Annotated in this window: 15 protein-coding genes; 9 read left to right on the plus strand and 6 right to left on the minus strand. The window is 62.1% G+C overall.

The features are described 5' to 3' along the window. Both JSS27_15135 and JSS27_15140 read right to left on the minus strand, forming a co-directional pair. A partial coding sequence (locus JSS27_15135; protein ID MBS0210278.1) for an efflux RND transporter permease subunit occupies positions 1-1,240 on the minus strand: 1,240 nt, incomplete at its 3' end. A gap of 53 nt (positions 1,241-1,293) precedes the next feature. Continuing rightward, positions 1,294-2,388, minus strand: coding sequence for an efflux RND transporter periplasmic adaptor subunit (locus JSS27_15140; protein MBS0210279.1), 1,095 nt, complete (start codon positions 2,386-2,388; stop codon positions 1,294-1,296). Between the two features lie 359 nt (positions 2,389-2,747). Here JSS27_15140 and JSS27_15145 point away from each other — a divergent pair, with 359 nt between their 5' ends. From JSS27_15145 to JSS27_15155, 3 genes are all read left to right on the plus strand, one after another. Then, positions 2,748-3,659, plus strand: coding sequence for a LysR family transcriptional regulator (locus JSS27_15145; GenBank protein MBS0210280.1), 912 nt, complete (start codon positions 2,748-2,750; stop codon positions 3,657-3,659). Between the two features lie 1,495 nt (positions 3,660-5,154). Beyond that, entirely contained in the window at positions 5,155-7,431 is a 2,277-nt protein-coding gene (locus JSS27_15150) for a DUF1592 domain-containing protein (GenBank protein MBS0210281.1), read from the plus strand. 53 nt (positions 7,432-7,484) lie between these two features. Continuing rightward, positions 7,485-8,780, plus strand: a complete 1,296-nt coding sequence (locus JSS27_15155) for a DUF1552 domain-containing protein (protein ID MBS0210282.1) — start codon at positions 7,485-7,487, stop codon at positions 8,778-8,780. A gap of 45 nt (positions 8,781-8,825) precedes the next feature. Here JSS27_15155 and JSS27_15160 read toward each other — a convergent pair whose 3' ends face one another. Next, positions 8,826-9,416, minus strand: coding sequence for an RNA polymerase subunit sigma-24 (locus JSS27_15160; protein ID MBS0210283.1), 591 nt, complete (start codon positions 9,414-9,416; stop codon positions 8,826-8,828). A 273-nt stretch (positions 9,417-9,689) separates the two neighbouring features. Between JSS27_15160 and JSS27_15165 the strand changes: the two genes are divergently transcribed. The 4 genes from JSS27_15165 to JSS27_15180 all read left to right on the plus strand — a co-directional run bounded on the left by JSS27_15165 (position 9,690) and on the right by JSS27_15180 (position 13,097). After that, positions 9,690-9,896 carry a hypothetical protein gene (locus tag JSS27_15165; GenBank protein MBS0210284.1) on the plus strand — a complete coding sequence of 69 codons (207 nt, stop codon included), beginning with the start codon at positions 9,690-9,692 and terminating at the stop codon, positions 9,894-9,896. Between the two features lie 145 nt (positions 9,897-10,041). Then, positions 10,042-11,736 (plus strand): hypothetical protein, encoded by a 1,695-nt coding sequence (locus JSS27_15170; protein MBS0210285.1) that lies wholly within the window; start codon positions 10,042-10,044, stop codon positions 11,734-11,736. Between the two features lie 128 nt (positions 11,737-11,864). Further along, positions 11,865-12,875, plus strand: a complete 1,011-nt coding sequence (locus JSS27_15175) for an alpha/beta hydrolase (protein MBS0210286.1) — start codon at positions 11,865-11,867, stop codon at positions 12,873-12,875. Between the two features lie 42 nt (positions 12,876-12,917). Next, positions 12,918-13,097, plus strand: coding sequence for a hypothetical protein (locus JSS27_15180; GenBank protein MBS0210287.1), 180 nt, complete (start codon positions 12,918-12,920; stop codon positions 13,095-13,097). Here the strand turns inward: JSS27_15180 and JSS27_15185 are convergent. Then, the gene (locus JSS27_15185; GenBank protein MBS0210288.1) at positions 13,090-16,497 is read right to left on the minus strand and encodes a DEAD/DEAH box helicase; all 3,408 of its coding nucleotides are present in this window, start codon (positions 16,495-16,497) and stop codon (positions 13,090-13,092) included. The two genes, JSS27_15180 and JSS27_15185, sit on opposite strands and share 8 nt — an antisense overlap. Positions 16,498-16,799: 302 nt before the next feature. Between JSS27_15185 and JSS27_15190 the strand changes: the two genes are divergently transcribed. Then, positions 16,800-17,252: a hypothetical protein gene (locus JSS27_15190; GenBank protein ID MBS0210289.1), complete on the plus strand. Its 453-nt coding sequence runs from the start codon at positions 16,800-16,802 to the stop codon at positions 17,250-17,252. Between the two features lie 187 nt (positions 17,253-17,439). After that, positions 17,440-18,477 carry a class I SAM-dependent methyltransferase gene (locus JSS27_15195; GenBank protein MBS0210290.1) on the plus strand — a complete coding sequence of 346 codons (1,038 nt, stop codon included), beginning with the start codon at positions 17,440-17,442 and terminating at the stop codon, positions 18,475-18,477. 224 nt (positions 18,478-18,701) lie between these two features. Here JSS27_15195 and JSS27_15200 read toward each other — a convergent pair whose 3' ends face one another. Together JSS27_15200 and JSS27_15205 are read right to left on the minus strand one after the other, a co-directional pair. Beyond that, entirely contained in the window at positions 18,702-20,345 is a 1,644-nt protein-coding gene (locus JSS27_15200) for a TolC family protein (GenBank protein MBS0210291.1), read from the minus strand. Positions 20,346-20,529: 184 nt separating this feature from the next. After that, positions 20,530-21,891 (minus strand): efflux RND transporter periplasmic adaptor subunit, encoded by a 1,362-nt coding sequence (locus JSS27_15205; GenBank protein MBS0210292.1) that lies wholly within the window; start codon positions 21,889-21,891, stop codon positions 20,530-20,532. Positions 21,892-21,902: the final 11 nt, after the last annotated feature.

Below are 21,902 nucleotides of genomic sequence, written 5' to 3' on the forward strand. Positions count from 1 at the left end.
CCACGATGGCGTCGTCCACCACGACCCCGATCGCCAGCACCAAGGCGAAGAGCGTGATCAGATTGATCGACAGCCCCAACACTTGCATGAAAAAGAAGGCGCCAATCAACGAGACGGGCACCGCCAGCGTCGGAATCAGCGTGGAGCGGACATCCCCGAGGAACATGTATACCACGAGGGAGACCAGCAAGAAGGCTTCCAGCAGGGTGTGCAGCACCTGCTCGATCGAAGCGTCCAAGAACGTCGAGACATCGTAGCTGATCGCGAAGTCCATGCCCGGCGGGAACGCTTCCTTCTTGATCTCCTCGAGCTTCTCTTTGACGTTCTCGATGACGGTGGCGGCATTCGTACCGGGGATTTGTTTCAGCACGATGGCCGCCGAGGGGTGGCCGTCCATGTCCGAATAGACGTTGTAGTACGAAGGGCCGATTTCGATTTGGGCCACATCCTTGAGCCGCAAAATCTGGCCGTCGGGGTTGGCCTTGAGGATGATGTTTTCGTACTGCTCGGGCTTGTTGTAGCGGCCGACCCAGGTAAGCACGTACTCCACGGTTTGCGAAGTCCTACCGGTCGCCTGGCCCAGGCGGCCGGGCGAACCGATCATACTTTGTTCTCTTACCGCCTGCATGACGTCGTCGGACGAGACTCGATAAGCGCGCATGCGCTCCAGATTGAGCCAGACGCGCATGGCCATCGCGCGGCTGCCCAGGATATTGGCGCTGCCGATGCCGCGAACCCGCTTGACCTCGGGCACCACGTTGACGAACGCATAGTTGTACAAGAAATCCTGGTTGTGCCCCGGATCGGTGCTGTAGATGTTGACGTACATCAACATGCTCGTCATCTGCTGGAGCACGACGATGCCTTCCAGTTCGACGATCGGCGGCAAACGCTGTTTGACGGTTTGAATGCGGTTTTGCACATTCAAGACCGCGATGTTCGGGTCGCTGCCGGGCTCGAAGATGATCAGGATCGTCGCCTCGCCGGCGCTGGTCCCGGCCGAGACCATGTAGCGCATGTCCTGCACGCCGTTGATCGCCTGCTCGAGAATGACCAGCACCGAGTCGACCAACACGTTGGCGCTGGCGCCCGGAAAGGCGAGGGTCACGACCACGCTGGGGGGCGCGACGTTGGGGAATTGCGAGATCGGCAGGGTTTTGATCGACAACCCGCCCAGGAACAGAATGATGATCGAAATGACGATCGCCAGGGCTGGGCGGCGGAGGAATTGCGAGAACATTGGGGTGGGGACAATCCGTTTTGCTTCAGGTGCTGGCTGCCGTTAAGCGGCGGTTACTCCGCGTGGTATTTCAGGTTGGAAACCACTTGCTCGATTTCACGATCTTCGTATTTCACCTTGTCGCCGTCGCGCACCTGGCGAATGCCTTCGAGCACGATCTTGTCGCCGGTGCCGACGCCCTGTTTGAGCACGAAGAGATCATCCAATTCGTTCTGGACTTCGATCTCTTGCTGGTGCGCGATGTTGTCCTCGTCGATGACGTACACGTACCGCTTTTGCAGCACCTCGAACGTGGCTCGTTGCGGAATGAGGATCGCGTCGTTTTGCACGCGGCTGATCAAGATGGTGCCCGTCTGGCCGTGACGCAGCAAACGATCCGGATTCGGAAAATCGGCGCGGAACGGGATATTGCCGTTCTCGTTGTTGAAGTCGGCTTCGATGGCGCCGATCTTGCCGATCTGGTCGAACTTCTTGCCGTTGGCCAGGACGAGCTCAACTTTCAATTCATGCTTGTGCTGGTTCATTTCAGCCATGTATTCGAGATAGCGGGCTTCGGGGACATTGAAGTACACCCACATCAGGCTATTGTCGGACAAGGTCGTGAGGATTTCGCCTTCTTGCACCAGGCTTCCCTGTTGATGCTGGAGACGATCGACGATGCCTTCGAAGGGCGCCTTGACCGTGGCGAAATTCAACTCGGCCTTGGCCAGGTCGGCCTTGGCCTCGGCCTTGGCCAGTTTGGCCCCAATCAGGTTCACTTCGTTCTCCGACACGACCTTCTTTTCAAACAGGCTCTTGGTGTAGTTGTATTCCAAGCGAGCCAGGTTGGCCTCGGCCACCTCGGCATCCGCCTTCTTCTGGTAGAGGATGGGGATCACGCGGAACAGCAAATCACCAGCATTCACTTGCTGGCCTTCCTTGATGGTGATCGCCTCGAGGTACCCCATCTCCAAGGCGCGGACCTTGATGTGCCGCTGCGAATGAATCTGGCAGACGTACTGCTGGATCAGCGTGATCGCCTTTGACTGCGGGTTGGTGGCCGTGATCTTGTGGGCTTCCTCGTGGTGTTCCTCGTGATGCGAGTTGCACGCCGACAGACAGAGGGAAACCAGCGCCAAGTTAACGGCGAGAAGGGACGAGACTTTCATGGGGCTTTCGCTCGTGGTTTAGTCGTTCAGGTCGCGATCCGGATGGTGTCGCGTGGCGAGTTCACAACTGAGGTATAGGACACCCGCCCAATAACGCAAGTATTACTTTTATTCGGCCGTTGAACCAATACAAAAAAAGGTGTGAAAATATATTGAAAAAGACTATATGTTCATAGTTATCACCCAATCGGCATCAATAGATTAAATAAGCGTAATAAAAGGCCGTGTTGCCGGCCGATGCAACGCGCCAGAGTGAAGATCGGTAGTACGCTTGGGATGGAAAAGCGGGCGATGAAATGACGCGGTTGGCTGGCCTCGTAAACCTTCGTCGTGGTTCCCTCAATGACGCGAGCGCGTCCATGCCTGCCAACGACTGGTTGAATTACCACCATCTGTTGTACTTCTGGACGATTGCGCGCGAGGGAAGCGTCGTTCGCGCGGCAAGCCAGTTGCACCTCTCCCAGCCGACCGTCAGCACGCAATTGCACGCGCTCGAACGATCGCTGGGGCACAAGCTGTTCGTGCGTCGGGGCCGAAGTCTCGCCTTGACCGAGATCGGCGAAATCGTGTTTCGCTACGCGGAGGAGATTTTCGAGAAGGGGCGGGAATTGTCGCAGGCCGTGCATGGCGTGGGCGCCGAGCGACCGCAGCGTTTCGCGGTGGGGATGGCCACCACGCTTCCCAAGCTGACGGCGCATCGCTTGCTCGACCCCGCGTTACGCCTGTCCCCCGCGGTGCGGCTCGAATTGCACATGGGTCGGCCTGATCAATTGCTGGCGGAGCTTTCGGTCCACGCCTTGGACATGGTGCTTAGCGACGCGCCGATCCCGCCGACGGCGCGTGTGCGGGCGTTCAATCACTTGCTCGGTGAATGCCCCGCCACGCTCTTCGCCACCAAGCCGCTGTGGCAGCGATATGGCAAGGGCTTTCCCAAATCGCTGCACGACGCGCCAATGCTGCTGCCGACGCCGAATAGCGCCATGCGCAAGTCGCTCGACGCCTGGTTCAGCGCGAAGGGGGTCGCGCCCGAAGTAGTCGCCGAGATTGAGGATCTGGCGGTGCTGCAGTCCTTGGGTCAGAAAGGGTTGGGCGTGTTCGCCGCGCCCACGGTGGTCGAGCGCGACATCACGCGGGTCTACGGGGTTCGCGCCGTGGGGCGCGTGGGGGTGATGACCAATCGCTTCTATGCGATCTCGGTCGAGCGCAAGCTAAAGCATCCGGCGGTTATCGCCATCTGCGAGTCAGCCCGCGAGCGACTGTTCGCCGAATAACGGACGCGCCTTCGCCCCCATCGCGTGTGGCGGCGCCAAGAAGCGATGTCGGCATGTGCCTGTTCCGACGACTGGTTTTTGGCAACGCGATAAACCGCGCAATTCTCCGCTCGGTCGGCGGCGCCACCGAGCGCGGCACGCTATATCGTTCTCGCGGGCAACCAATTAGAATGGACGAGCCCGCCCTCCGCTCCCCGCTGGCTAGATGATGAAGCCTTCCCGACTGCTCACCCTCGCTGCTGGTTTGCTCTGTGTCTGGCTATGCGGCGCAACGGTTCGCGCGGCCGACAAAGGGGCGGCGCCGTCGCTGCCCGCTAAACACAAAGCCTTGCTCGACACGTTTTGCTTGAACTGTCACGGCCCCCATGAGCAGAACGGCAGGTTTCGCGTCGATGAGCTGTCATTCTCGATTGACAATCTCGAGACTGCCGAGCGGTGGCAAAAAGTTCTCAATGCCATGAACTCGGGGGACATGCCCCCCGAGGACCAGCAGCAGCCCCCCAACGCCGCGAAGGCCGATTTGCTCGACGATCTGGCCAACTTGATGGTCGCGGCGCGGAAGCGCCTTGCCGATCAGCGCGGCGTGATTACGATGCGACGCCTGAACCGGCGCGAGTACAAGAACACGCTGCGCGAGCTGCTGGGCGTCGAGATCAATGTCAGCGAACTGCCCAGCGACACCGGCACTGGCGGGTTCGATACGGCGGGCCAGAACCTGTTCATGTCCGCCAACCAGATCGAACAGTACCAATCACTGGGGCGCGAGGCGTTGGAAGAGGCGTTTGCCTGGCAAGCCGCGGCCGGCGAAGAACGCAAACTGCGCTACGAAGCCGAGGAATCGCTCAAAACCATCATCAAGAAGTATCAAGATCAACTCGACGCGCTCGAACGAGCCAAGCAGTGGGCCCAAGCCGTCGAAGCAGCTGCCGCGCGCTCGGAAAACGCCGCCATCGTCGCCGAACTGCGCAAGGAAGCGAAGACCGACGCGGTGTTTCGCCGTTCGTGGGCGAAGATTCAGGGGGCGCCGGCCCCTGAAGCATTTGGGTTTCGGACTGTCGAGAATAACGCCGACAAGGCCAATGGCGCGCTCACCTTCGAGACCAAGCAGGCCAGCGGTTATCTGCGGCCCTATACCGAGAACTATCTCAAGCAACCGCACCTCGATACTGGCGCGTACTTGACGATCATGGCCGGTAACGATCTGGGGAACGATTATGTTGGCGTCACGGTGCCGCCAAACTGGCCCGTGGGCTCGTATACCGTGCGCGTGCGAATTGCGGCGCTGGAACATTCAGCGCCCGAGCGACGTTTTATCGAGTTTGGCTTGCACCCGCGCAACGGTCGGCCGCTGAGCACTCACGAAGTTAGCGGCACGATGTCGGCGCCGCAGGTGATCGAGATTCCGGTGACGCTTACCAAGGAGCAGATGACGCGAGAGAGTCGCACGTTTTTTATTCGCGAAAAAGGGAGCAACGATCACTTCACCCAAACCCGGATCATTTTCAACGCTGGCAAGGCCAAGAACGGCATCGGGCCGGAACTAGCGTTGTGGGTCGATTGGCTGGAAATCGAACGCAACACGGGCGCCGCGCCGGCGACGCCACCGAAGCCGCCCCGGTTCAATATCGGCGACAACCGGCAGGTCGGCTCGGTCTCGGCGGCGGGGCTGCGCCAGGTGCGGTTTGAATGTGAAACGGCGAACGAAAAGGTGAAGAACTACGTCGCCGCGCAAATCGACGCTCGCGAGCGGGCCCAAAGTTGGGTACAAGCCATCAATGCCGCGGCCGCGCTGCCCGAGAACAAAGATGTAGTCGCCGAGTTGCGCGGGCAATCGAAGAACGACGCGGTGTTTCGCCGCTCATGGGCCAAGCTCCAAGGCGCGCCGTCGCCCGAATCATTCGGCTTTCGCACCGCTGAAAACAACGCCGACAAGGCAAACGCGGCGCTGGGTGAGAATTGGCAGAAGTACCACGAATACTACCTGTCACGTCCCGGGCTCGAGCGCGGCGCGTATCTGGGCACGCCGACCATGCACCCGGCGGTGATGGCGCTCGGCTTTTTGCAATTGCCGGTGCCGGGTGAATGGAGCAGTGGCGATTACGTGTTGCGAGTGCGACTGGCGGCCGCGCCCGAAGCGCGGCCTGAACAGCGCTTTCTTGAGATCGGCATGCATCCGCGCAATGGGATGGTCCGCGCCACCTATGAGATTACTGGCACGATGGAGCAGCCGCAGATTGTCGAAATGCGGTTCTCGCTGACGCGCTCGCAAACCGACGCCGGCGACCGTACGCTCTTCATTCGCGAAAAGGGAGCGTGGGACAACAATGACGAAGGAGGTCGCAAACGCAGCGCGGCCGTGAAGCGCAACGGCATCGGGCCCGAGGCGGTGCTGTGGATCGACTACCTGGAAATCGAGCGGCTGAGCGACGCGGCCAAGTCGCAGCCGCCGGGACTCGCCGCGATTGACTTGACGATCGATGGCAAATCGCAGGCTCCTCCCACCGCCGAGGTTGAAGCGGCAATCTCGCGGTTTGCCAAAGTTGCGTTTCGCGGTGTCGAGCCGTCCGAGAGCTATTTGCGGCGACTCGCGAAGATTTACGAGACGCATCTCAAATCGGGGCGCCGACCAGCGGCGGCCTTGAAAGACACGCTCTCGATCGTGCTCGCCTCTCCCATGTTCTTGTACCTGGCGGAGCCGGTCGAAGGAGACAAGCATCGCCCGCTGAGCGGTCCCGAGTTGGCGACCCGGCTCTCTTACTTTTTGTGGAGCGCGCCGCCCGACGAAGCGTTGTTGCAGGTTGCCGGTAATGGTGAGCTGCTCAAGTCCGATGTATTGGTTAGCCAAACGACGCGCCTTTTGGACGACCCTCGTGCCAACGAATTCGTTCGCGGCTTTGTCTTTCAGTGGCTCGGCATGGACCGACTCGACTTCTTTGAGGTCAACCGGCCGAAGTTTCCTCGCTTCGACGACAGCACGCGATTGGCGGCGAAGAACGAAGTCTATGAAACATTTGCCTTCGTCCTGCGGCAGAATGCGCCGCTGAGCGATCTGCTGAAGGCCGATTACGTGGTCATCAACCATCTACTCGGCGACTTCTATGGGCTTCCTGGCGTGCAGGGAGACGCATATCAAAAGGTGAGCGTGCCGACCAACTCGCCGCGTGGTGGTTTGTTGGGCATGGCGGCGATCAACGTGATGGGTGGCAACGGCGATCGCACCAGCCCCGTCGAGCGAGGCGCCTGGGTGCTGCGCAAGTTGCTCAACGACCCGCCGCCGCCGGCCCCGGCCAACGTGCCGCAAATCACGCGCCTGGCGGGAAAAGTGTTGACGACTCGTGAGCGGCTCTTCGCACATCAAGAGGACGCCCAGTGCGCCAGTTGCCATCGCAAGATCGACCCCGTCGGCTTTGGCCTGGAGAACTTCGACGCCGTGGGTCAGTGGCGTACCGAAGATAGTTATCAGGTCATGGACGAAAACGGCAAGCCGGTCAAAGGGGCCAGCAAAACCTGGACGATTGATCCGACGGCAACCCTCCATCAAGGCCCGACGTTTAGCAGCTATTTCGAGCTGCGCGAGATCATTGCGTCGAAACGCGAGGACTTCGCGCGAGGATTCAGTGCCGCGCTCATTGAATACGCGCTCGGCCGTCCGATCGGCTTCCGTGACGAGCCATTGCTGGATGATTTCGTGGCCACGGCCAAGCAGAAGGATTTCGGCATGCGTGAGTTCATCCACGCCTTGGTTTCCAGCAAGGAATTCCACACCAAATGAGCGGTTGCAATATACTGACTGCATCCCGACAAGCCTGACCATTTAATCAGCGATTGAAATCAATGAAAAACCGCCGCCACTTCTTGCACTCGGCTACGGCCATCATCGCCTTGCCCGTGCTTGAATCATTGGGCTTTCGTCGATTCGCGGCCGCCGCTGAACCATCCCAGCCACCCAAGCGGTTGATCTTCTTGGGCTTCGGTTGGGGCATCACCGAAAGCACCTGGTATCCAGACATTAGGCAACCGGGACCGAACTACGAATTGCCGCCAGGACTGAAACCTCTGGCGCGTCACAAGGCTGATTTCAGCGTGGTGCAAGGTCTGTTGAACAAATATTCCAACGAGGGGCATTGGGGCAGCACCATGTGGCTGACGGGCGCCAATCGGTATGCCCAGCCGGGCCAAAGCTTTCATAACAGCATCAGCGCCGACCAGGTTGCCGCCGCCCAGCTTGGATTGCAAACGCGTTTCTCGTCGCTGCAATTCAATGGCAGCCAGTCTGGCGACCTGAGTGGACATGGCCCCGGTTTGTCGATGGCTTGGGACGTCAGCGGCAAGCCGATCGGTGGTCAGAACGGCCCCGTCGCCGCGTTTCATCGGTTGTTCGCCCAGGACACGACGCCGATCGAGCAACAGCGGGCCATGCTCGCGCAGAAGCGAAGCGTGCTCGATACCGTAATCGACAATGCCAACTCGTTGCGGCGAGGTCTGTCGCGTTACGATGACGCCAAGCTCGAGGAATACTTCCAGGGAATTCGCGACATCGAGACGCGATTGGCCAAAGAGGAGCAATGGCTGGGCGTGCCCCAGCCACAAGCGCCGCTGGCCGAGCCCAAGCCCGGCGTGGATGGCCGCGAGGAAATCAAGCTCATGTACGACATCATGGTGGCGGCCATGCAGACCGACAGCGCGCGCGTCATGACCTACCGTCAGCCGGTGAACACGCTGTTGACGGCGATGGACATCAAGGTCCATCCGCACGATATGAGCCACTACCATACGACGCTCGGCGAAAAGCTCGACGCTTCGCAGCGTCGCGACGTGGCGCAGAGCGAACTGTTGGCGGGCTTCATCGATAAATTGAAAGCGACCAAGGAAGCCGATGGCAGCCGGCTGTTCGACAACGTCGCGGTCGCCTACGGCAGCAACATTCGCACCGGGCACGAGTTGACGAACTGCCCGACGATTCTGACCGGCGGCGGCGCAGGGGTGAAACTCGGCCAAAACATTGTTGTTCCGAAAGACACGCCGCTGTGCAACGCCTGGCTCGCGCTGTTGCAAGGCGTGGGTGTGGAAGTCGAGCGCCACGGAGATAGCACCGGGGTGCTCAAGGAGATCATCGCGTAAGCGCGCCCCTCGGCGGCGGCGCGGATGCCGCTGGCGGTGGCCAACTCATTCCTGGTCGGCGTCCCAATTCAACTCGACCGCCGCGCGATCGACCACTCGGCTCCAGCGCATCCGCAGGGCGTCGGCCGTGGTTCCTAGCTCGACCGCCAACTCGCCCCACGAACGGCCCGCCGAGCGAGTGTCGAACAAGTAGCGCTCTTCGTCGGTGAGCATGGCGCGGAATCGATCGAGCAGTTCACGCCCCGCGACGATACGGCTGGGAGTCGCCAAATTTCCTGGCAGCGTCTGCTCGTCAATTGACGCCAGGTGCCCGTTTGGCCCTCCGCGCTTGATCGCCTGCTCGCGGCGGACTTTCTCGTTCAGCTTGTTCGAGGCAATGGTCGCCAGCAGCTTGATGAGCTGATCGGGAGATTCGAGGTCGAACTGTCCCACGGCCAACCGGGCAAAGAATCCCCCCATGACCGACTGACAAATGTCCATCGTGTCGAGGGTCCGCCTCAGCTGCTGATCGGTCAGCCGGGCGCGAATGAAGCGGCGGATCGCCGGCTCGTAACGCCGCACCAACTCACCTGCCGCGGCCTGATCCCCGGCGCGCACTTTTGCCAGGAGTTCGGCGAAGGAGTGCTGCTCGCTCATGATTGCCGCCGAAAAAGGCGAACAGAATCGGGTCGCCTCATGTTAGTCACCACGCAAATCGGCGGCAACTCGCCCCAGCCGCGGAAGTTGGGAGCTTCGGGCTGAAGCGACGCGAGCAGCAGCCCCCATTTCATCGGCTCGGGCGCCTTTCTTCGGAAAACGAAGCGCGATTGTGTTCGTTCCGGCCAGGAACGGCATTCCTTGGTAATGACCAGTCCCCGCCGGGCCAGCGCCACCGAGTCCGGGCACTTGGATCTGAAAAGGTTCAAAACCATGAATCTGACTGACCCGCATTTGAACGCATCGTCCGAGCCGAGCGATTTGCGCGAAGCTACGGCGGTTCTGCGAGCCGTGATCGCGGAAAAGTTGCGCGGCGCCAACCCGTCGCTGGGCCAGGGAGCAGGTGGCCCCGCGGCGCCCGATCGGGTCGCTGACGACGAGCCAGAAAGATCGATGCCCAACGATGGGATGAAAGACTAATCGCCAGGGGGGATTGCTGTGCGATGTTATGCCGAGACATCGCTCCGCCTGCGGTGAAACTTGGGCGGCACCGGCTGGGTAGAACCTACCGACTCAGTCTGTATTCCAGCTCCAACCGTCTTCGTCGCGCCCGAAAGGAACTGCCATGCGCCGATTCGTCGTTCCCGTCTTGCTTTTCATGTTGACCGGGAATTGTTGGCGGCACGGCTGGGCCGCCGAGTCGCCGTCGGCCCGCGTCGCCGAAACCAAATATCTGGTCTTTCAGGTTTGGCCCCGCATGCCGGGATATCCGGGCCTTCCGTCCACGTCGGCGCGCTTCACGTTGGGCAAGGCGGAAATGGAGGGCTTCGTTCGCGACGTGTCCCAGGCGATCGGCATCACCGGTGACGCGCGGCACAAGCTCGGCTTTGCCGTCGGACCCTTTTCGTTCGATGTCGCGGACGACGATGCGCGCCAGTGGATACGCGACGCATTCGCCGTCGCGCGGGAAAACGACGTCGCCGTGGCCATTCACCTTGACGATTCGATGAGTTGGGGCGAGCGTAAAGATTTGCTGGCTAATCCCGACAATATCGAAGCCGCCGATTGGAAGCTCCAGCCCAGCACCGGTCGGCGGCTGGACTGGGGACCGAGCCCGACGAAGTTTCCTCCGCAAATGTGCTACAACGCGCCGGCCGTTGTTTCCGCGGCGAAAGCCCGGGCGGGGTTGCTTGGCGCCGAGATCAAGCGCGAGTTGGAAACGCTCAAGGCGCAGGAAAAAGAATACCTGTTCGCGGGCGTGATCGCCGGGTCCGAAACGCAGATTAGCCGTGATTACGACACGAGTCGCGCGCTGGGCTTTCGAGCGCTGGCCCATCGCGGCTTCAGCGAAGCGAATCCGCCAAAGGATATTGACGCTGAACGGGTGAGCGTGGTGAAAGAATGGATGAAGCTGTGGGCCGACGGGCTGCACGCCGCCGGAACGCCGCGCGAAAAAATCTTCTGTCACATCGCTTTCACCGATCAGGGGCTGCGGAAGCCAACCGAGACCGAGACATACGCCGAACGGGTCGCCTTCGCGGTGCCCGAGGTGGCCTTCAGCTCGGCCTACCGCCCAGGATTCTCCACTTACCCGGAAGGACGCACGTTTAAGGAGGTCTACTCGGTGCTTGAGAAGCACGGCTCCCCGGGCTGGATTTCGGCCGAAGGGACGAACGTGTCTCCCACCAGCATGCCCGGCGAGCCGACGATGGAAACCTACCTGGGACGAATGTTCAACCACGGCGCGGTGCTGACGAATGTGTTTTCTTGGGGCATCGGCGGCGAGGCGCTGCGCGAAAGTTTTTTCCGCCAGGCCACGGAGAACCCCGAGTGCCTGGCCGCCTATGCCAAGTTTCTCCGCGGCGAACCGCTGGTCGAATCCGCAGCGACCGGTTTCTCGAGCGAGGCGTTCCAAGCCAAGATGCGCCGCATTCAAGCCGAGCTTCCTCCGTGGGTCCAGAAAACGGGAAAGCAGGCCCAGGCGATGCCGCTGATCCAGAAGGTCCAATCGCTGATCAAGGAAAAGCAATGGCAAGCGGCCGACCAGGCCGCCGACCAGGTGTTGGCGTTGATGAAGGGAGAAAGCCCCGAGACGCCACGGCCCAAGGTCACGACCGTCGCGATGGACCTACCAGCCAAGATTCAAAAGATTCAGCAGTCGCTTCCCGGCTGGATCGATGGCGACCGAAGTCGAGAGCGGCAGGCCATCGCACTGATGCGTGAGTTGGAAAAGAATCTGCAAGGCCAGGACCTCGCGGCAGCCGAGAAAACGGCCGATGCCGTCTTGAAGCTGTTGGGCGCGAGCGGCGAAGGCCGTTGATCGGAATCATCTCAGCGCCAAGTTGCTGATGACGTTTTCCTTTCGATAAGCTCGGATTTGGCTTGCGCGGCCCCGTCGGCTAGGATCAGGGCCACCGCTTCAAGCCGAGCCTCGATCAGGAGATCATCATGCGCACACGTCGCCTTGTTTCACGACTCATGCTGGTGCTGAGTGTGGCCGCCTTGGTTGCGGCCGAGACATTCGCCCAGAACCCGGCGCCCAAGCGGGCCACGCCGCCCCAGGGCTTCGTCGCCGAGTACGACGTGCTTTATGTACCCGACGGCGATCCGGCCCAGACGCTCGACATTTACTATCCCGAGAGTCCGGCCGAGAAGCCATTGCCGCTGCTAGTCTGGATTCACGGCGGCGGCTGGAGCGGCGGCAGCAAGACCCAACTTCCCTACCTGGAACAACTGCGGCGCGGCTACGTCGCCGCCAGCATCGAATATCGCTTCAGTCAGAAGGCCACGTTCCCCGCTCAGATTCAAGACTGCCAGGCCGCCATTCGCTGGCTGCGCGCCAACGCCAAGAAGTACAACATCGACCCTGCGCGGATCGGCGTCGGCGGCGCCTCGGCCGGAGGACACCTGGCCGCGCTCGTCGGCACCAGTGGTGGCAAGCGAGCGTTTCCGATGATCGGCGGCAACGAAGATCAGTCCGATCGGGTGCAGGCCGTGTGCGACATTTTTGGCCCCGCCGATTTCTGGAAGGTCGTGGCTCACGCCGAAGCCGACACGGCGGTCAAGTACGTCTTCAAGTGGAACAACGGCGATCCCTATTCGCGGCTCATCGATGCCAAGCTGGGCGAAGACAAGGAAAAGTGCGACGCCGTCAGCCCGGTGCATTATGTCAGTAAGGACAACCCGCCGTTTCTGATTCTGCACGGCGACCGTGACTCGCTGGTCCCGTATGCTCAAAGCGTCGAGTTGAGCGAGCTATTAGCCAAGGCGGGCGTCGAGGTCACGCTGCAAAAGCTGCCGGGTGCCGGCCACGGCGGGCCGGCTTTCTTGTTGCCCGCGGTCGGCAAGCTGGTCAACTCGTTTTTTGATAAGCACCTGAAAGGGGTCGATGCCCAGATCGAGCCCTTGCCCGAGAGCGAAGTGACGGTCCAGCCGCCCTTGGCGCCGGCGGCCAAGTAACGTCGTCGACGAAGTGCATTTCGGCCTCAGGCGAGACACGCGATGACAGACGAAACCGGGGCGGGAGCGTCGCCCGTCGAGTCGCGCGCCTTTGCCGAGCTACGGCGAGGCGCTGAATTCGTTGCTTACCAGGCCGATGAAGTCGTCTTGGAGTTCGACGCCGAACGGAAGTTCACGTACTTTGGGCCAGAGAATCTGAGTAACGCTACGTCGATTAGCTGAGCAGCAACTTCAGGTCATCCGCGGTCAGTTGGCTGATCGGACTGCCGTCGGCCGAGATGATGGCGTCGGCTAGTTCCCGCTTTTGAGCTTGCAGTTCGAGAATCTTCTCCTCGACGGTATTGCTGGCGATCAAGCGGTAAGCAAAGGTCGGCTTGGTCTGGCCGATCCGGTGGGCGCGATCGATGGCTTGGGCCTCGACGGCCGGATTCCACCACGGGTCGAGAATGAACACATAGTCCGCCGCGGTCAGATTCAGGCCCGTTCCGCCCGCCTTGAGGCTGATCAGAAACAGGCGACACGTGTCGTCGTTCTGGAATCGTTCGACAACTTTCTGGCGGGCGTTGGTCTTGCCGTCGAGATAGGTGTAACTGATCCGTTCGGCGTCCAGGCGCTTGCGCACGATCGCCAGCAGGCTGGTGAATTGCGAGAACACTAGCGCCTTGTGCCCGGCGTCGAGTACCTCGCTGAGTTGCGCGAATAAGGTGTCGAGCTTGGCACTCGATTCGCCAGTCTGTTTCTTGTCGAGCAGGCCGGGGTGACAAGCCGCCTGCCGCAAACGGAGCAGCGCTTCCAGCACCTGGATCTTCGATTTCTTCAGCCCTTGCCGGGCAATTCGCTCATCCAGTGATTGCCGATAATGATCGCGCAGCTCGTCGTAGAGCTTGCGTTGCGTCGCGTCGAGTTCACAGAACAAGGTCTGTTCGGTCTTGGGTGGCAACTCGGACAGCACTTGCTCCTTGGTCCGGCGCAATAGAAACGGGCGCAGCGCCTGGGCCAGTTGTGGCAAGGCGTCCGTCGCGACCTTCTTGCCGTTGGTGGACAACGCCTGGAACCTGGTCGTGCGACCCAGCATGCCAGGGTTCAGGAACTCGAACATCGACCAGAGTTCCCCCAGGTGGTTTTCGATGGGGGTGCCCGTCATGGTCAATCGAAAGTCCGCTTTCAACAACCGGCAGGCCTTGGCTGTTTGCGAGTCGGAGTTTTTGGCCGCCTGGGCCTCGTCGAGAATCGCGTAATCGAAGCCAATGTCCTTGAGCTTGAGAATATCGATTCGCAGGGTGGCATAAGTCGTGACAATCAAGTCAACCCCCGACAGTTCGCCGAGCTTTCCGTTGCGCTCCAAGCCGGTGTAGTTCAATACGCGGAGCTTCGGGGTAAACCGAGCGGCCTCTTCGACCCAGTTGTGTACCAGGCTCTTCGGCGCCACGACCAGCGAGGGTTGGCGCGGCTGTCCCGGTTTGGCGCGGCGCGTGCGCCGCTCTTCCAACAGCGCCAGCACCTGAACGGTCTTGCCCAACCCCATGTCGTCGGCCAGACAGCCGCCAAACCCGAACTCCTGCAAAAATCGCAGCCAGCCCAATCCCAATTGCTGGTATTCACGCAACTGCCCCGCGAACCCCCCGGGTTGTTGTCGAGGGCTGACGCCGGTGAAGTCGCGCAGCTTGACGCGCAGTCGGTTGAAGGGGGCGTCGACCTTGGCCTCGGGCTGGGCGGCCAACAGCGCGTCGAGGAACAACGCTTGCGAGCGGCGAAACCGCATCACGCTTCCTTCGACCTCGCCCAATTCAGCGAGGGGCGCGAATTTCGCCAGCCATTGTTCGGGCAGCATGCCTTGCGAGCCGTCGTCCAGGGCGACGTATTGCGAACCGCGGCGCAATGCCTCGAGCAGCTTCGGCAAGCCGACGCTGACCCCTTCAAAGTCGCACCGCGCGTCCAAGTCGAACCAATCGATGCCTGAAGCGACGCTCAGCTTGAACTCGCCAGCCTGGCGGACCAGCTTGCCATCGGCCTCGACCTGCCAGCCGGCGCTGGTCAATGCCGGCACGACGCGCGGCAGATTCCTTTCATTCAATTGCCAGTCAGCGCGGTTGCGGCTGTAATAATCGGCGTCTTTGAACCCCAGGTCGCGGGCATGCGCAAGCAGTTCCTGTTCGCGAGCGAAATCGCGACGGGTCACCCGCCGCGCCGCGCGGTCGATGAAGCTTGGAGCGGGATCACTCAATCGCACGGCATGGTCTTCGTACTCAAACGTGACCTTCGCTTCGAGGTCGGTGCGCCGCCAGGCATCCGGCCCTTTCTTGAGCACGATCTTGGGGCGCGGCGCCACGGTGGCATGTTCCCAGCGGAGTTCCGCGGGCATGTCGACCTCGGGAATGCTGGTGGCTTGCCAGAACTGCTCGAGGAAGTCGTCTGCCTGGCCGCGCGGTATGACCAGCGGCCCGGTCTGGCGGAGCCCACTGGCCCACGCGGCGCCGCCTCCCCAATCGACGCGCGCCAAGCGATCGTCGAGCAGCATGAAACCGGCGGGCAGAACCAGGTGCGGGCGCGAAACATCGGCCGCTTCGTCGCCACGATGCAATCGCCCGGTGACGCACCAGTTCTTTTTCTTATCATCGAGATCAAAGTGCAGCCGGAACTGCCACGGCGGCCCCTCGTCCCAAGCAACCGGCCGGCCCTGGTCGTCGGTCCAAGGGCCGCGAGAGTCGTTTCGCTCGGTCCACAACATCCGGCCTCGGGCGCATAGCCGGGGCAGGACAATCTGGCCCAGCGTCGGCGACAGCTCGATTTGTGAAAACACCTGGTGGTCCAACCAGCGGTATCCGCCGTAGTCCGAACCGTAGCCGTAATTCTGGCAAGGCAGCAGGCCCAACAGCAGGTCCAGCGTATCGCGATCGTCAGCGTCCTCAAAACACGAGAGTTCTTTCCGCGCCAAGCTCATCACCTTGAGCTTGCCGAATTCGCCGTTCCGTTTCCGCTCGCGACAACAGAGTTGCACCACCAGTCCGCCCGCGGCCAGGCAGTTGTTCAGGTTCAGCAAGAACCACGCTTGGCGCGGCGCGCCCGTGCGCTGGCCAGAGAGATCGACAAGTGCATCGACTCGGGCCAGCGCATTCTTCACGGCCGCCAACCGCTTCTTCCAAGAGTCGGGCTCGGCTTTCCGCCGGCCAGATTTCCGCGAGGAAGCCTTTTGTGCGGCCCCTGATGTGACGCGCTTCGTGGGCGAGTTGCGCCGCGGAGGTGGCGAGTACTCATCGTCGTCGGCGTAGTAGCCGTCGTCGAGGCCGTCCGATTCGCCCAACTCCTCGACGATGAAATTGCCCGAGGTGCGTCGCGGCCCGACTTCTTGCTCGTCGGCCGCCAGGATCGTGGCAAAGACATGCTTGCACAAGCCGGTGTCCGCGAAGCGCGGGCAACTGCACGCGACTTTCAAGACGCACTCATCGGCTTCGGACCAATCGAGCGTCACGTCGTAGGGCGAATAGTCCGAGCCCGCGACCTCGGCGTTCAGCCGGTCGTCGTTGACCTCGAGATTGTTGACGGCCCCGGTGGCGAAATACTCGGCGCCGCGCTTGATGTCCCGGGAAGAAAACTGGTTCCGGCAAATGTTGGCCAGCGACATCCACGGCATCCTTGCGGAGAATGAAAGAAAATCGAGCTTGCCGCTCGACGTGAAACATCCGGCGCGCTGTTGCGCATCTTCCGGTGCATTCGTAAGCACGAAACGGTTAGTTAAGCGCTTGATCGTAGCAGGCTGGCCTTCGAGATACTAGCAAATAGGCGCCCCGCAACCTGGCGTTCATGGCTGTCATCGATCCGCCACTTATCCGCCACGTCGAATGATTCGCCCCCAAAATGACTCTTGCCGCGACAGAGTCGATTGCAGGACCAGCGGGTGATATGCTGGTACGCAGGAGCAAGGCGATGACCTCATCAACATTCAACGCCGTCTTTGGGCATTTCCAGAATCTGAATCTGCTCTTCCTGTTGCAGGACTTGCGCGACGGTCGCACCACGCGCCAATCTTGGCTCAGCGGCTCGTTGCTTTGTCCGGTCGCTCATGGCCTGTCGCACGGAGCCGAAGTCCGCGAGCTGCGGGCGTTGGGCCAGGTCGAAGATCTGGCTGTCGGCTGCGACTACGCGGCTCGCGACCTGGGAGCTGATCCCGACTCGGTGCTGCGCTTCGTGCGCTTGTGGGACGCGCAATTCTTGAGCGACGAGGGGCTGATCCGCGAGCTCGATGCGATCTGGCAAGAGCGCCTGACCGACGCCGAAGCGGCCCAAGAGTTTTTGCAGTCCGGTCGTCCGCAAGAAGCAAGAGCATTTGCAGTCGATCCTTTGAGAGATCAACCTTGCGAGCAGGCGATCTCGGCCTGATCGCGGCTGCTGCCATCTTTTGGCGAGTAATCGAGCGCGGATGGCACGAGCTTTGCTAAGTTGTCATTCATCCAGCGCGCGGTAAGTTGCACACTGGTCAACAAGCCGCATCGAAGCGGCCGGAGCATTTCGCGGCGCGATGCGCCCAGGCTGGAAGCCCCTCCCTCGTTTGGCAACGGAGGTTTCCATGTCGACCGCTTTCGAGACCCTTCCTTCACGATCCGAACTCCGCCCGACCGTTCCGCGCTCGCTGGCCGATTTGCCACCACCGCACCCGCGCGTCAAGCCAATCGAATTGGTCCAGCTTTGCTACACGCTGGTCCATGCCGCCCAGGCGGCCGGCATTCACGACCTGGCCGACGGTGAATACCGTCCCGGCGACCCAACGCTCGAAGTCGGCATCGAGCGACAGCTCAACTATCTGCTCGACCAGGTCGGTTGCAACCGGCCGGGCTTCCGGTTGCTCGAGATCGGCTGCGGCTATGGACATCTGCTGCGTTTGGCCGCGGCGCGCGGCGCGCAGGCCGTCGGCGTGAATGTTTCGCGCGAGCAGGTCGAACACTGTCGCCGCAATGGCCAGCAGGTTTACTGTTGCAGCTACCGCGATTTGCTCGAGCTGGATGAATGGCACGGTCGGTTCGACGGCGTGATCGCCAACGGCTCGCTCGAACATTGGGTCCAGCCCGAGGACGTGCTCGCCGGTCGAATGAACTCGATCTATCGCGAATCGTTCCAGATCGCGCACCGCATGCTCGACCCGGCACTTCCCGACGCTCGTTACGTGACGACGGCCATTCACGTGAAGCGCGAGGTGCGTCCCGAATGGCTCCTGGCACCGTGGCAGTCGTGGCCGCGCGGCTCGGACCAGCGGCATTTCAGCCTGTTGCATCACTGGATGGGGGGCTACTACCCGGTCGACGGGCAGTTAGAGGCGTGCGCCCGCCCGTACTTCACGTGCGAGGCCGAGGTGGACGGGACCGAAGGGTACAGAATCGCCAACGATTTCCGGATGGCGACGATGATGTGGGCCTTGTACACCAATCCCCGGGTCGTGTGGCGCATCGCCCGGGCGTTGTTCCGTCACCCGCGGGTGACGTCGACGATGATCGAAAGCTTTTTTATCGAAAAGTCGTGGGACTGGCAGTTCTGGGGAGCCGACCCGCCGATGAAACTGCTCCGCCACACGTGGCGGCGAAACACCGAGCCACGTTCAGCGTGCCAGTGAGCACAACTCGGAAGCAAGCACCATTAGCCCCGGTCAATGACCGGGGGCTTTGTGTTGGCAAGGTTCGTCGAGTGTCAGTTCGGTAGGTCAGGCCTTGGCCTGACATTGTTGTGGCTTCCATTTGCGGCAGCGGCTCCGGTCGCTTGGTTCGCACAATATCGCCAGGCCAAGGCGCGACCTACAGACTGGCGAGCCGACCAAGGACGCCCAGTGAAGTGTTAGGATTACGAAGCCTTGGCCGGCGGGTCGATGGCGGCCGGCATGGCGGGCCAGCCGATAGCGCGATAGAGGGCGAACTGGGCCAGATTGTAGTCGATCATCGCGCGCAGGTATTCGCGGCGCGCGCCGGTCAACGCCTGGTTTGATTGCAACACTTCGATCGGCAACCCTTGCACGTCGCGGATGCGCGCCACGTTCCGCTCGTGCGAGGCCTTGGCCGCTTCGACCCCCAGTCGGGCTGTTTCAATCTGGGCAAGGCGCGCAGCCACCTGGGTATGGGCCTCGACCACCTCGCGGGCCACCAAGTCCATCGTGGCCAGTTGCTGCTCGTTGGCCTGCCGGACCACCGAGCGCGTCTGGGATCGGGCCGCCGCGTCGCCGAAGCCCAAGTTGCGCAGCTCCCACCAAGCGACTGCGTCGGCATCGAAACGGCCACCGAACCCAGAGACCGACGCATTTTGCCCACCACCAAACGTGCCGTAGCTGGCACCGACGAGCACGCTGGGGACGAGGGGGGCGTATTGTTCGCGGCGCATCCTTGCGACCGCCGCCGCGACCAGGTGCCGGTTCTGGCCAATCTCGGGTCGCAGTGTCAACCCTTGCGCCACCAACTCGTGCAGCGATGCCTCCGCTGGAACCAGATTCAACGGCACGATCGTGTCGTCCAGTGGGGCAAGCTGCACGGTCGGGTCGAGTCGCAGCAACTGGGCCAGCCGCGCCGAGGTAACGCGCAGGTTTTCTTGTGCCCTCAACAGGTCGTTTTTGCGCAGCGACAGCTCGGCTTCGGCCCGATCGGCGTCGGCGCGCAGGCCTTGCCCCGACTGGGCATAGGTCGAGGTTAGGTCGAACAGGTATTGGGCGTTTTGCTGGGCCTCGTCGGCAATGGCGATATCTTCGGCCGCGCGCAACAGTTCGAGATAGCCCTGCGAAACGCGCAGCAGCATATCGTTGGTCGTGGCCGCCGCGGCATGGCGTTGGGCCAGAGCCGTTTGTCGCGTGGCCAACGGTTGAAAGATCGCGTCGGCGAGATCGAAGTTAGCGTACAGCCCAGGGAGAATCGGCGAGCCGGCCCCCGCCGCGCCGGCGCCCAAGCCCGAATAGAACAAGCTCCGACTCACCGGCAAGATCGTACCGTTGATGTTCTGAATCGGCCCATCATGCCGGTTATAGTTCAACCCGCCGCGCAACGATGGCAGCCACAACACTCGGGACCCTTGGTATTGTGCCCAGGCCTGGCGAATCTGCTCGCGAGCCACGGCCACTTGCAGATTGCTGCCGTCGGCCAGTCGCAACGTCGTGACCAGGTCGATCGGGTACTCACGCGGCGACGACTCGGCCGGCGGCGCGGGGACCGGTTCAGGCGGGGGCGTTGGCGCCACCAGGGCGATGCCCGATGGAGATTGCGGCTGGGGCGCCGCGACAATCAGCGACGTCTGGGCGACGGTGGACGCGGGCTGTGGCGTCGAGGGGGCCGGCGCTTGGGCGAGCGCCACGGTCACGCGCTGTTCCAGGGGCGCGACATTCGCGGTGGCCGCCGGTGGCAGCGCCAACTCGGGGCGTTCGATCACCGGCGGCGAGACTGCGGCAACGCGAGGGGGACGATTGGCCGACGAGCCGGCGCAGCCGACGACGAGGCACGCGCCGGCCATCCAACAGGCTCGAATTAGCCAACGATGCTGCCGCACAACCGTCTCCGCCAGTCCTGCGCGCATTGTTCGCGCCATGCGCATCAATCGCGACCATCGTTACTATCGGAGTGCGCGGCAGCCGACGCGGGCCGGAAATGGAGCGGCCGAGCAAGAAAGCGCGTCAGAATGACGGGTAAAGATCGGCTTAGGGCGCTGGTATCGGTTGTGCGGGCTGGCCGTCGGCAAGGTTTGCGCCATTGGCAGCCACGACCACGGCATCGTCCTTGAGCCCGCCGGTGATCTCGACTTCGGTCCCGGCCCGCACGCCCAGGGTCACCGGCCGCCGGCGAATCACGCCGTCTTCGATGGTGGCACAATAACTCTGTGACTTATCAGCAAAGATCGCAGCCGTTGGCAGGACGAGCGCGCCCGCGCGCTGGGCCGACGTGATGCTAGCATAGACGTACATGCCAGCATGAAACTGCCCGCGCGGATTCGGCAGATCGACTTCGGCCCGCAAGGTGCGTGTGGCACGGTCGAGCGCCCACGACGTGCGGATGACTTTGGCTTCGACTTGCAAGCCGCCGAGCGCCGGGAAGCGGAGTGTGACGGGGCTGTTGGCTGCGACCTGATCGGCGTCAGCCTCGGGCACATCGATCAGCACGCGGACTCGATCGGTCCGCGCTACGATCAGCGCCGGTTCGCTGCCGGTTGAGCCTTGCACCAGGTGGCCAGTGTGAATGTTGCGACGCGTGACCACACCGTCGTACGGCGCGACCAGCACGCGGTAGCCCCACATCGTGCGTGTCTGCTCGACGTTGGCTTCGGCCACGCGTTGCCGCGCTTCGGCGGCGGCGACGTCGGCCGCGGCCTTTTCCAGCAATGCCTGGCTTTGCTGGATTGCCGCTTTGACGGCGGTGATCTTGGCCTGGGCCGCGCGGACGTTTGAAGCGGCTGCGTCGCGCGAGGCGGTGGTCTCGTCGACCAGTTTGCTCGGCACGGCGTCCCGCTCTTTGAGGGCCACAAACCGCTTCAGCTCGGATTCATAGCGCGTCGCCATTGCCTCGGCTCCCGCGACGGCCGCTTCGGCGGCGGCCATGTCGGCCTTGGCGACGGTGATCCCTTCCTGAGCCACTCGCACGGCCGCCTTGGCTTGCACGACTTCCGATTTGGCCTGCGTGACCAACGACTCTTTCTGGCGCAGCTCGGCTTCGAGTTCAGGGACTGACAATTCGGCCAATGGCTCGCCGGCCTTGGCCTTGCCGGCGGGTTTGCCTTGCGATTCGGGAGGTGTCGGCTGCGGCCCGTGAATCGCGTCGCCGATGTCGACGCGAACTCCTTTCACATAGCCCGGCACGCGGAAGTAGAGGGGCGTGATTTCATACGGTTCGATCGTGGCCGGCTGCTCGATGACACGGCGCAGGGCTTTGCGGGCCGGCTTGATCGTGGCGACACGCACGGTGTTGGCCGGCAGTGCGGCCGGTTCAGCACCCAACGAAATGCCGGCCACGGACGACACCAGGAGAGCGACCGCAACCAGACGAAACAACGAGTGAATAGTAGGCATATTACGTCTTC

The sequence above is a fragment of the Planctomycetota bacterium genome (genome assembly GCA_018242585.1).
Lineage (GTDB): Bacteria > Planctomycetota > Planctomycetia > Pirellulales > PNKZ01 > JAFEBQ01.